This window comes from Carbonicoccus niuqiaonis (genome assembly GCF_050157065.1).
In the GTDB taxonomy this organism is placed as follows: domain Bacteria; phylum Actinomycetota; class Actinomycetes; order Propionibacteriales; family Propionibacteriaceae; genus Avipropionibacterium.
The window spans coordinates 3,559,652-3,571,269 of sequence record NZ_CP189573.1 but is presented as its reverse complement, the minus strand read 5'-3'; the positions used below and the strand labels follow the sequence as shown (position 1 = coordinate 3,571,269).

Sequence of the window (11,618 nt, the reverse complement as noted above, 5' to 3'; positions counted from 1 at the left end):
AGAGGGGTGGCGGGTTGGCCGGGAGTGAGGCATTCGAGCGACTGCATCCGGTGATCCAGCACCACGTCGTCAACAGCCTCGGTTGGCGTGACCTGCGACCGATGCAGGCCGATGCGGTCGCGCCGTTGTTGGCGGGCGAGGACGCGTTGTTGTTGGCGCCGACGGCCGGCGGCAAGACCGAGGCCGCACTGTTCCCGATCCTCACCCGAATGGCGCATGAGGCGTGGCCCGGACCGTCCGTGCTGTACGTGTGCCCGCTCAAGGCGCTGCTCAACAACCTGGAGCCGCGCGTCGCCGGGTACGCGAGTTGGCTGGGGCGTACCGCAGCCTTGCGGCACGGGGACGTGGGAGGCGCGGCCCGTCGCCGGATCGCCATCGAGCGTCCCGACATCCTGATGACGACGCCGGAGTCGTTGGAAGCGATGTTGGTGTCGACCACCATCGATCCACGCATGATGCTGTCGGAGGTGCGTACGGTCGTGGTCGACGAGGTCCACGCCTTCGCCGGTGACGACCGTGGCTGGCACCTGCTGGCGGTGCTGGAGCGCATCGCCGAGCTCGCCGGTCGGCCGCTGCAACGGATCGGACTCTCCGCCACGGTGGGCAATGCTGCCGAGCTGTTGGCCTGGTTGCAGGGTTCGGGTCGTCGCACCGCTCGACCCGCCACCGTGATCAATCCGCCGGCGGCACCCGGACCGGAACCCGATGTCGAACTCGATTTCGTCGGTTCGCTCGGCAATGCCGCCACAGTCATCGCCGCCCTCCATCGCGGCGAGAAGCGGCTGGTGTTCGCCGAGAGCCGGGCCAGGGTGGAGGAGTTGGCCCAACGGTTGACCGACCTGGGCGTCGAGACCTACGTCTCCCATTCCTCGCTGGCAGTCGATGAGCGGCGGCGTGCCGAGCAGGCCTTCGCCGAAGCGCGCGACTGCGTGATCGTCTCGACGTCCACCCTCGAGCTCGGAATCGACGTCGGCGACCTCGACCGGGTGATCCAGGTCGGTGCGCCGTCGACCGTCGCAGCCTTCCTGCAGCGGCTGGGGCGAACGGGACGACGGGCAGGGACAAGCCGCAATGCGTTGTTCCTGGCAGCGGGGGACGGTGACCTGTTGGCGTCGGCGGCGATCCTGTTGCTGTGGGGTGACGGCTTCGTCGAGCCGGTGACGGCACCACCGACGCCACGACATCTGCTGGCCCAGCAGCTGTTGGCGCTGTGCCTGGAACGCGGACAGGTCGGCCGTACGCGATGGTCGGAATCGCTGCAGGGGCTGGGACTTGCGACACCGGCTGAGACCGTGGCGATCACCGACTGGATGGTGGAGACCGGCCACCTCGACACGGATTCCGAGATGGTGTTCGTCGGACCGGCCGCAGAGCGACGCTTCGGTCATCGGCACTTCATGGAGGTGTTGTCGGTGTTCACGTCGCCGCCAGAGTTCTCCGTCCTGCATGGAAACCGGGAGGTTGGCACGGTCGATCCGCACGTCCTGATCCGCAAGGTGACCGGGCCACGGGTGATCACCCTCGCCGGCCGCGGCTGGACCGTCCGCAACATCGGCTGGTCCCGTCGGCAGGTGCAGGTGGAGCCAGCCGAGGGGCTCGGGTTCTCGCGCTGGATCGGGCTGTCCCCACCCCGACGGTACGAACTGGTCCAGGCCGAGCGACGCGTTCTGCTGGGAGAGACCCCGGCCTGGGTGCTGTTGTCCGACCGCGCCGTCGCACAACTGGCCGAGCTCCGCGACGAGCTCGCGCCCCGCGTCCACCCACGGTCGACCGTCGTCGAGACCGCCCCCGGACGCAACCAGTGGTGGACCTGGGCCGGTGGACGTGCGAACTCGATGCTGATCGCTGCCCTCGAGGCGGTCGATCCGACATCGATTGACGAGGGCTACAGCTATGACAACCGGTCGATCGCGCTGCGGTCCGGGGTGGGCGCGGGGGTGCTCCGGAACCTGCTGCCCCGGTTGCGGGGTCTGGTGGGCGACGACTCTGGCGTGGGTCCCTTCGTCTCTGAGCGGGCGTTGGAACAGCTGAAGTTCGCCGAGCTGCTGCCGCCGGAGCTGGCGCGTGACACCATGCAGGCGCGCCTGCGCGACCGTGCTGGTGCCGTGCGGACGCTGGAGCAGGCGCCGGTGGATGCTCCGGCGACGGAGGGGTGAGCGTGAACTGTGTCGGGCTCACGGTTCAAGGAGAGTCCCCAGGTCTGGAAGTCCGGCGAGCGCGGACTCCAGCCCGGTGCTCCCGGTGCTGATGCCGATCAGCGCAACACCCGGTAGGTCACGTGGATGACCGTGCTTGCCGTGCGGGCGTGGACCTGCTCCAGATCCAGTGGCGGCACCCCGTCGAACAGGCGGGCGCCGCTGCCGAGCGTGTACGGCACCACGTGCAGCCGCAGCTCGTCGACCAGACCCGCGGCCAGGTACTGGTTGATGGTGTCCGCACCACCCTGGATCACGATCTCCCCGTCCCCGGCCACCTCGCGGGCACGATTCAGGGCAGCCTCGATGCCGTCGGTGACGAAGTGGTACGTGGTTCCTCCGGCCATCGGTTGTGGGTCGCGCGGGTGATGGGTGAGGACGAACACCGGCCCATGGAACGGCGGGTCGTCGCCCCACCAGCCCTTCCAGTCCCGGTCCCACGCGCCACGCACCGGACCGAACATGTTGCGTCCCATGATGTGCACGCGTGCCTTGCCCAGCTGCTCGACCTCGGCGCGGTTCTCCTCGGCCTGGTCGAACATCCAGGCGTGCAGCCTGTTGCCCCACCCGTCGCCGCCGTCTCGCCGAACGGGTGCGCCTCGGTCTGGTTGACGCCGGCGGCGTAGCCATCGGCGGTGATCGTCTGACTGACAACGACTTTGCTCATCGTGAGGCTCCCTTGGCTCCATGACCAGTCGTGCGGCTGGTGCACTGCCGACCGCTGCTCCGGCATGGAACGGATCCTTGCATCCGGAGTGCCGGTCGGGCGCTGGTTTGTGTACACGGGTGCAGCAGCCTGCCGACAGGTGACGTGCCTGATTGCGGGGGAGTGGAAAGGGGCCCAGATCCCTGTGGTGGTGGGAATCTGGGGCCTGTGCTGCAGTTCTCGTGTGGTGGCCAGGGCCGGGGTCGAACCGGCGACCTTCCACTTTTCAGGTAGGTGTCCTGCCTAGCCAGAGTAAGTGGGTACGAATCTACGGTGGCGGCCAAGGCTCGCAGGCATCGGGCAATGAGCGAAGCCATTCCAGGCGCTCGAGGACTTGCACGCCGCCCACGCGGCTCAGCTCGTCGACCAGCTCCGCGACGCCCGCGACATCGTCCTCACGATCCCCGCCACCGACGACGACTACCCGGCCGGCTGGTGGCGGTCCGTCGCGTACCGGGTCGCTGAGCAGGTCCCCGGCCTGTACGTCCGGTACGGCTGAACGCAAGAAACGGCCCCTCTCCGCCAGGCAGGGCGGAGAGGGGCCGTTGTCGTGCGGGGCAGTGGTCAGGGGCGGTAGGTCGCCGTCCAGTCGACGGTGACCGCGCCGGTCGTGCCGGTCCGGGTGAGGGTGAACGTCGTGGCGGTGCGGGCCGACACCCACACGTCCGCCGCCGTGCGCTTGCCGAGGATCACGGTGGTCGGTGTGCCTGCCAGCCCGTGGGTGACCGTGGCGGTGGCTGATCCGTCGGGGATGGTCGCGGCACCGTCAGCCTCGGTGGCGTAACCGGAGTTGTCTGCCACGCGGACTCGGGTGCGGTTGGTGCCAAGGTCCAGACCGCGGGTGCCGTTGCCGATGAGAACGTTCCCGACGATCCTGCCATCGGTGAGACTGAACGCCGACCCGAAGGTCATCCCCGTGTGCTGGGTTTTGACCGCCTGGGTGTCGGTGCAATCGTTGTCGGACACCGAGAACCTGGTCAGGTTGGCATCCACTCTGATCCCACGGTTCGTGTACTGATTGGCGGACTCGGTGCCGTTATTCCATGCCCGGTTGCTGCGGAGTACCAGGTCGGTGAATCCACCTACTGCCGAGCTGGCGAACTGCAACCCGGACCCTCGGTTGTCGTACGCTTCGTTGCCGTCGAACGTCAAATGTGGAATGACATTGCCGGTCGCGCCGAAGTAGTAGCCCCTGCCATTCTCGTACGATTTGTTGCCGCGCCAGACACACCGGCCCTGAATGGTCGGGTCACTGCTGAACCCGTCCTCGGCGTTGTTGTACGCGACGTTGTTGGCCACTAGGCCGTCGATGGTGCCCATCGCCGTGTGGAACCCGAGCCTGTTGTTGTACGCAGTGTTCCCGGTCATGATCGTCCCGGCCGTGCCACGGTCACCGAATCCGCAGTCCGCGCCGGTGGCCGAGCATCCGACGATGCGGATCCCCCTGCCCCTGTACGGCTGATTGCTCTGCCACTCGACGAAGATCCCCCAGTGTGCCGGGCGATTCACGGGGTCGGTGCTGATGGTGTGGCAGTCGCTGATGGTGAGCGATTCGTCTTCCCACGCGCCGGTGCCGACACCGATCCCGGCCTGCCCGCCGCCGCCATTCGCGATCTTCCAGTTGCGGCCGCAGTTGATCGTCATCACACCGTTGATCAGGCAGTCGGCCATGTAGTCGGTGCCCAATCCGGTGCCAATCGTTTCCCGGATCAGCAAATTCGAGAATTGGCACCTTCTCATGAACTGGCCAAAAATGCCCTTCGATCCGATGTGTGGAAGCGGGCCGCTGATGCCGGAGCCGTCGATCTCGAAATCGGCGAACCGGCAGTCCACCACGGGATTGTCGACCGACGCGCCCATTGAGGTCGGGGTGAAGTCAATCGCACTGAAATACTTCTGCCCGGTGTCATCGACGGTGGCGAGGATGCTCTTGCCCCACCCCTTGCCGACGATGGACACCCCGCCCCGCCACACGATCTGATCCCGCAGGATCGACGTGCCATGCCAGGTCAGCGTGGTCCCGGTCGGCACCGACTGCACGAGCGCATTCCATGCGGCCGAGTCGTCAGTCACCCCGTCCGCCTTGACGCCGTGGAGTCGGGCGTCGATCCAGCCCGACCGATCCTCGATCACAGCTGCCACCGCGTCGGCGGTCGCGGTGCCGGGGGTGAGCGCGTACGTGGCGATCGCGTCGTCGGTCGGGATCGCGTTGAGTCCCGGCAGGCCCTGCGGCCCACGTCGCCCCTGTGGTCCCTGCACTATCAGCTGACCGGCGATCGCCGCGGCCCCGTCCGTGACGAGGTTGGTCGTCTCGCCTGGCAGCACGTCGACGTACGTCGTGTACCCGCCAGCACCGGAAAACTTGACCTCGGCCTTGTAGTTCCACGTGGCCGGGTTCGAGTCCTGGCCCGTGCTCGCCGCGAGCTCGACCGACAGCAGCCCGTCCGTGAACGGAACGTCGACGGCCTCGACGTGCAGCCCTGACTCGAGCACCCGGACGATGCCTTGAGCGACGTTCGGCTTGAACGTCACCGTGCCGTCCCTGCGCGTACCGGTCGCGGAGAACCAATCGGCACTGACGAATCCGGTAGCGACGCTGGCGGGGAACTCGACCACCGGTCAGCCCTCCGAATCCGTCGGCGTCGCGTAGTGCTTCCCGACGTACGAGCGGCCGCCGGTGACCAGGGCGGCCTTCGTGGCTGTCGACACCGGCACGAGCTTGCGGGTGACCGGGTCGGCAGGATCGTCGCCGGCGGCGTTCGGCACGCTGGCCACGAGACCGGACCCGACGAGCAGCGCGATCACGGCGGTGATGATCTCCTGCGACGACAGGGCGCCGTCGGCGAGCCCGGTGCCGAGGGAGCCGGCCAGCGCGATCAGCGCCGACGTGGCGATCTTGCCGTACCTGGCGACGCCCTCGGGCAGTGTGGGGACGGCCCACACGGCGGCTGCGGCGGCCAGGAACGCGCCGGCGATCACCATCCACTCGACGAGGGTGATCGTGCCGTCAGCGAGCGCGGTGGTGGCGGCGGTGAGGCCAGCGACGACCGCGCCGGCGATGGCTTTCGCGTACAGTCCGATGTTCATGCAAGCTCCCCGAGGTTGTCGTCGACCGGGTCGGCGGGGGTTTGGACACGCTGGGACAGCTCGGCGAAGATTTCGTCGCGGAGCTGCGTGGCGACCGCCTCGTCGACCTCGACCTTGCCGAGCGCGGCGGTGACCGCGTCGACGATGATCGGGGACAGGCTGTCGGCGAGAACCTGGGCGATCGCCTCGTGGTCGATGTCGACGTCGCTCTTGGTCGCGACGCCGCGAAGCATCACGATGATCTGGTTGAGCTTGGCGTTGCCGTACAGGCCCAACGCGCCGCGCAGTGGCGCGGTCGAGTCGACGAGCTGGTTGATCTTCTTGTTTCCGTAGGGCAGAGCTGCGTTGAGCTCCTCCCGGAACGCCTCTCTCATCTGTTGCAGGCTGGCCATGATGTCCTCCTCGGGTGGTTGGTCGGTGGGGGTGCGCTCGGGGATTCCGGGCACGAGGATCAGGTGGGATTGGCGGACCAGCGCCATCACGTCGCGGCGGTGCTGGCCCATGTCGATGTTCGGGTCGCCCCAGCCACGGTCGGCTGCGACCTCGCCGTGGCCGTGGGTCTCCTGGCCGGTCCAGCCGTGGAGACGGGCGATCGCCGCGGCCCACACGGTCGCCACCCAGATCTGGATGGGGTTCGGGGTGTGGGCGGCGATCATCTCGTTGCCGTACGCGAAGGGTGACCACTTGGTGCGGAACCCCCGCATGTTGGCGTTGCCATCGAGCGGGAACGTCCCGGCTCGGGCGGCGTTGAGCGCGGCGGTCGAGTAGTACAGGCAGTGGTTGGAGTTGCCCTGGGCGTTGAGCCACACAGCGTGCCGTCTGGTGCGGTGACGGCGTTCGCCTTGACCGGCACGGACCAGTCACCGTTGATGATGTCGTTGATGTACTGCAGCTCGGTGCGGCGGCCGAGCCCGCCGGCGGTGATGTGCTGGGTGATGCCGATCGGTGAGAACGCGCCGGGCCGGTCACGGCCGACGGCGCCGGGCACGTACTCGATGTCGACGAGCCCGAGCCGTCGGCATTCGGCCTCGATCGCTTTCAGGGTGAGTGGTGTCGCCATCAGTGCTTCCTCCGGTGGTAATGGGTGATCAACACGCGCATGAGGAACACGGCCGTGATGTATACGGCGAGCCCGACGCACACGCCCAGGTCGAGCGCGTTCACGGCGTTTCCTGCGGCTGCTGCTGGCAGGCGGTCGCGCCTTCCACGGTCCGGCTCGTGCCGTCGGACAGGTCGACGATCAGCTGCGACCCTTCGCAGCGGAGCCCCTCGATGGACGGGGCGGCCGCGCCAGGTTCCCCTTTGCTCCCGGCTCACCTTGCGGGCCCTGAGCTCCGGGTTCGCCCTTCTCGCCGGCTGGCCCCTGCGGTCCTGCCGGGCCGCGCTCGCCCTGTGGTCCGCGGGCGCCAGTGGTGCCCTGTGCCCCGGGTGCACCGTCCTGGCCGGGCTCGCCCTCTGCGCCGGGTGCACCAGCCTCGCCCTGCGGCCCTGGTGGTCCGGTCGGTCCCGGCAGCCCTGTGGGTCCGGGTAGGCCACGCTGGCCCTGCGGGCCGGCCTCACCCGGTACGCCCGGGGGGCCGGGTTCGCCCTGTGGCCCGGGCACGGCGCGCTGCACCTGCTCGGCCTTCTCACACGCGCCGACCTCGTGGAGACGGCGAGCGGTCTCGTCGTCGCGGGCACACAGTTGCTCGATCGTGAGCGCCTGCTCACGTGCCTGCTGCTGCGCCACATCGCGGTCGGTGATCGCGTTCGACAGGATCATCCCGACCACGAAGATCGTGAGGCAGATCGCGAGTGTCGCGAGATCCACAGTGGCAGCGCGATCGTCTTGGCGCGCCTCCCCGCGGCCTTGATGCGCTGCTCGTCGGCGACATCTTCGGCCGCCATCTCTTCCCTACTCATCGTCGTCCTCCCCCTGAGACGCCCAAGTGCGGATCCCGTGCCGCAGCTCGGGTGGTAGTTCGGTGACCCCGATGCCGTCGCCGGGGGGGGGGTGGTGTTTGTCGTCGTGACGACGCCGGTCGGTGCGGGACTCGTAGATGAACCGTTCGGCCATGTCGCCCCAGTCGTACGCCCGGCCCAGACGCCGCTTGTCGCGGCGCCGTAGCCGCCGTTCCTCGGTCCGTTCGGCTCGCACATCGGGTGCGAGCCGCTTCCACATTTGCCATGCTCCGATGACGATTGCGACGACTGCGGCGCCGACGATTCCCCACTCCACTGGCCCTCCTGTGGGTCAATCGGCGCACGCGGGGGACACGCGCCGGAATGGTCTCAGCGTGTGAAAACGGCCTGCACGATGAGTGTGTCTGGGCGATGGACGCGGGGTCGATTCCCTGCACGCCGGAGAACAGCGCCACGGTGAAGTTGGCGTTGCCAGTCAGGTCGCGGGCATGGACGGCGCTGACGTTCAGTGAGAAGTCCGCGCCGCCCTCCATGGTCGTGCCCTGATTCCCGTCGATCGTGATGTGCGACACCCCCCGAACGGGTGCGATGGCGAGCGACGACACGCCCCACGCCATGCAGCTCGTGGCGGTCGCCCACGCAGGGGCGGTCACGGTGAGGCTGATCGTGCGGCTCGTGACCATCCCACCCGCACCGTCGTTTCCGACCGTGAACGTCTTGGCCTCGGCCCGGGACGACAGGGCCTCCGGGGGGATCGTGTCGTTCCCGAACGTCAGGTTTCCGCCGAGTGTGGTGTCGCCCGAGAACGTGGCGTCGCCGGTGACGTTGAGTGTGCCGCCGATCGTGGCCGCGCCGGTCACGTCGAGCGTGCCGCCGAAGTCCGCGTCGCCGGACCAGTCGAGCGCGCCGCCGCCCTCGCCGGTAATCGTCCCACCGTCGCGGATCGTGATGCCGGACTGGCTGTAGATGGCGCCGAACTTCCCGACGCTGGCGGACAGTTCGTCGAGGTCGCGGCGGAGTGTGCCGATCTTGCCGAGGATCTGGCGGAGGCCGGCGTCGTCGCCAGGCTGGTACGCGTCTAGCAGGCCCATCAGACGCCTCCTTCGTCGCTGAGCCCGAACAGGATCGGCTCGATCCGGGTGATCTGGCCCGACACCGGATCCGGTTCGGCGACCCACCCGATCAGCCGGGACCGTACCGTCCTGTCCAGTTCAGGCAAGGCGGTGTTGGCGAGGTCTGCCTGGACGTCGTCGCCGAGACCGATCGTGCGGCCGAGGACGATGTCGGTGTCGGCGAGGTGGAGGGTCAGCACATAGGTGTCGGTTCCCTGCCGTACTGCGGTCGCCTTCGCCGCGACGTACGATCCGATGAGCTCTTCCGATGTGGATCCGGTGTCCGGGGTCCACCTGTACTCGACAGGCAGGTATCCGGCGTCGAGGAGGTCCTGGGCGGTGACGGTGACCTGGACGCGCTCGTCACCTTCACGGGTTGCGACACCGGTGACGATGGTGGCGCCGCGTCCGGAGCTGTAGTCCTGCACCGTCCGCCACTCGGGTCGGGAGAACAGGAACGGTTCGTGCCCGGGGAGGGTGGCACGGCCGAGCCTGGCGGCGACGGTCGGCTCACACACGAGGGTGCCGTCCGCGGCCCATCGCCAGCTGATCATCCACTCGCACCCGTCGATGACGGACATGAGCTGCTGCATCGCCGACAGCCGGGTCTTGTCGTCGTCGCCGAGGTAGGTCCGCTGCCGCAGGATGCCGGTCTGTGTCTCGACCACTGTGCCGTGGAATGTGGCGGCGAGGAGGTCGAGCCCGAGCCACCGCATGATCTGGGTCTGCTCGACACCCGTGAACTCGCGGTCGGTGTAACGGGGCGCCCGGTCGAGCCATTCGTACATGTCGACGATCGACAACTTGATCGTGGGGCCCGAGCCGCCCTCGCGGCTGACGACCCACCCGGCCCACAGGACAGTCTGGTCAGCATCGTCGTAGGTGGCGACGATCACCGTGCGTCCGGGTTCTGTGGCAAGGTCCCACCGGGGCGGTAGCTCGGTGACGGGGAGCTCGGCAGACACGGCACCACCGGCCCGGCCGATCATGACGGGCACGGACGAGGTGACGCGGAGGCTGGGGAGTTCGGCGATCAGCTGGCCGGTGGCTGGTTCGACTGCGGCCCATTGGATGGCCGGCACGTCAGTCGACCCGGGTCAACCGCAACCACGATCCTGGCCGGCGGACGACCTGGTTGCCTGTGTTGGTGTAGCGGCGGTGACGGAACCCCATCAGGCCACCGGGTACGGTGACGACGCCGGACAGCCGGACCGAGGTGAACCAGTTTCCGCTTCCCCAGTTGACACCGTACGTACCTGCTTGGTCGATCGTGGAGAAGTTGACCATGGGGCCCGGTGTCGGACGTTGCGGTCAGGTGGGAGCCGTGCATCGAGATCGCGTTGATCGTGGTGACCCCGAAGAAGCCCGTCGAGATGTCGGTGTCGTTCACGGCACACTCGGAGACGATGAGCGCGTCGAACAGGTACTTGCCCGAGGGGACGGTCGCCGTGAGGTGCGGATCGTTGTACCAGTTCAACCCTCCCGACGATGGCAAGAACAGGCTCCCGGTTGCGTGCTTGACCCATTCACGGTTCCCGGCGACCCACTCCCACGAGCTGCCGGTCCACTGCCAGGTCGATGCGGTGTCGGTCTCGAAGATCAACTGGCCCGGCCGGAGCCCGGCACCGGACGGGCGGGACGTCGACAGGCACGGGATACTGCCGCCCAAGGGTGCGGTCCACCGCCGGCGGTCGACCACCGACGGGCTCGCGGTCCCGGCCGGCACGGTGACTCGCGCCAACTCGAGCGCACCGGACGGAACCGTCGGCGCGGCTGGTACTGCTGCCGGGCTGCCGGTCACCTTGTCCACGACTGCGCCGGCGGTCGTGCCGGAGATCTCGGGGTCCTGGATGCGCAGCACGATCAGGTCGATCCGCGCATACGTCGCATCCCGTGCATCCAGAGTGACCGCCTCGGATGCGGCTGTGGCGACCACGTAGGAGCCGTGGGCGCCCGCCACCGGTGTGACGACAGCGGAACCGATGCCGACGGTTGCTGTGAGTCCGGCGACGGTGACGTTGAGACCGTGGAGCACCCCGGCCCTGGCGGACAGCGTGTTCGTGTCGTGTGCCAGCAGGGCTGATTGGGCGCGGCGGAGCTCGGCGGCGTTCATCTCCGCGCCGAGTGTTCCGGTGGGGTCGTTGATCCAGCTGGGTGTGTCTGGCATGCGGGTCTCCTCCTGGGTCAGACGGCCGGCCGTACGGCGACGGTGAGTTTCGCGAGTGGGTGGTAGTCGTCGGCACGGAACTGGACGCGCTGTGTGCCGGGCGCGAGGAGCGGCCACTGCCGCTGCGCGGCGGCGGCCGTGCGGCGGTGCCCTGCAGCATCGACGTGCGCGCCTGCGGGTCGATGATCAGGTACTCGTCCGCGAGCAACGACAACTGCCAGCCGACGGTCCGGAGACCGTCGCCCTGGTCGACGATGACGCGCGGGTTCGTGACCGGCCCGTCGATCCGCCACTCCCACACGCCGCCGTCAGCGGTCGTGATCAGCAGGTCGCCCGTTGCCGAGCTGCCGCCGACGGTGAACGGGGCGGTGACGGGGGCACGGAGCCCGCCGCTGGTCTGCGGGAGCCCGGTCGAGTGGTAGGTGATTCCGGCGTCGGGGTTGTCCTGC

Annotated in this window: 11 protein-coding genes; 3 read left to right on the top strand and 8 right to left on the bottom strand. The window is 68.4% G+C overall.

Annotated elements, in window-relative coordinates; genetic code table 11:
* Positions 1-14 precede the first annotated feature (14 nt).
* A complete protein-coding gene (locus ACQBAU_RS16400; RefSeq protein WP_465255580.1) occupies positions 15-2,156 on the top strand; it encodes a DEAD/DEAH box helicase in 2,142 nt (713 codons plus the stop codon).
* 98 nt (positions 2,157-2,254) lie between these two features.
* Here ACQBAU_RS16400 and ACQBAU_RS16395 read toward each other — a convergent pair whose 3' ends face one another.
* Positions 2,255-2,737 (bottom strand): dihydrofolate reductase family protein, encoded by a 483-nt coding sequence (locus ACQBAU_RS16395; protein ID WP_465255581.1) that lies wholly within the window; start codon positions 2,735-2,737, stop codon positions 2,255-2,257.
* 498 nt (positions 2,738-3,235) lie between these two features.
* Between ACQBAU_RS16395 and ACQBAU_RS16390 the strand changes: the two genes are divergently transcribed.
* Positions 3,236-3,400, top strand: a complete 165-nt coding sequence (locus ACQBAU_RS16390; RefSeq protein ID WP_465255582.1) for a hypothetical protein — start codon at positions 3,236-3,238, stop codon at positions 3,398-3,400.
* A gap of 65 nt (positions 3,401-3,465) precedes the next feature.
* Here the strand turns inward: ACQBAU_RS16390 and ACQBAU_RS16385 are convergent, their stop codons facing one another.
* The 5 genes from ACQBAU_RS16385 to ACQBAU_RS16365 form a co-directional block, all read right to left on the bottom strand.
* Positions 3,466-5,517 carry a right-handed parallel beta-helix repeat-containing protein gene (locus ACQBAU_RS16385; protein ID WP_465255583.1) on the bottom strand — a complete coding sequence of 684 codons (2,052 nt, stop codon included), beginning with the start codon at positions 5,515-5,517 and terminating at the stop codon, positions 3,466-3,468.
* Between the two features lie 3 nt (positions 5,518-5,520).
* The gene (locus tag ACQBAU_RS16380) at positions 5,521-5,988 is read right to left on the bottom strand and encodes a hypothetical protein (RefSeq protein ID WP_465255584.1); all 468 of its coding nucleotides are present in this window, start codon (positions 5,986-5,988) and stop codon (positions 5,521-5,523) included.
* The gene (locus tag ACQBAU_RS16375; protein ID WP_465259403.1) at positions 5,985-6,797 is read right to left on the bottom strand and encodes a hypothetical protein; all 813 of its coding nucleotides are present in this window, start codon (positions 6,795-6,797) and stop codon (positions 5,985-5,987) included. The genes ACQBAU_RS16380 and ACQBAU_RS16375 overlap by 4 nt, the downstream gene beginning before the upstream one ends.
* 431 nt (positions 6,798-7,228) lie before the next feature.
* The gene (locus ACQBAU_RS16370; RefSeq protein WP_465259402.1) at positions 7,229-7,798 is read right to left on the bottom strand and encodes a hypothetical protein; all 570 of its coding nucleotides are present in this window, start codon (positions 7,796-7,798) and stop codon (positions 7,229-7,231) included.
* Between the two features lie 84 nt (positions 7,799-7,882).
* The gene (locus ACQBAU_RS16365) at positions 7,883-8,206 is read right to left on the bottom strand and encodes a hypothetical protein (protein ID WP_465259401.1); all 324 of its coding nucleotides are present in this window, start codon (positions 8,204-8,206) and stop codon (positions 7,883-7,885) included.
* Positions 8,207-8,478: 272 nt separating this feature from the next.
* On the opposite strand from ACQBAU_RS16365, the gene ACQBAU_RS16360 reads away from it, so the two are divergent.
* Positions 8,479-8,856, top strand: a complete 378-nt coding sequence (locus ACQBAU_RS16360; RefSeq protein WP_465259400.1) for a hypothetical protein — start codon at positions 8,479-8,481, stop codon at positions 8,854-8,856.
* A 124-nt stretch (positions 8,857-8,980) separates the two neighbouring features.
* Here the strand turns inward: ACQBAU_RS16360 and ACQBAU_RS16355 are convergent, their stop codons facing one another.
* Positions 8,981-9,967, bottom strand: a complete 987-nt coding sequence (locus tag ACQBAU_RS16355; protein ID WP_465255589.1) for a hypothetical protein — start codon at positions 9,965-9,967, stop codon at positions 8,981-8,983.
* Positions 9,968-10,035: 68 nt separating this feature from the next.
* On the bottom strand, positions 10,036-11,169 hold the full coding sequence (locus ACQBAU_RS16350; protein WP_465259399.1) for a hypothetical protein: 1,134 nt from the start codon (positions 11,167-11,169) through the stop codon (positions 10,036-10,038).
* Between the last annotated feature and the right edge of the window lie 449 nt (positions 11,170-11,618).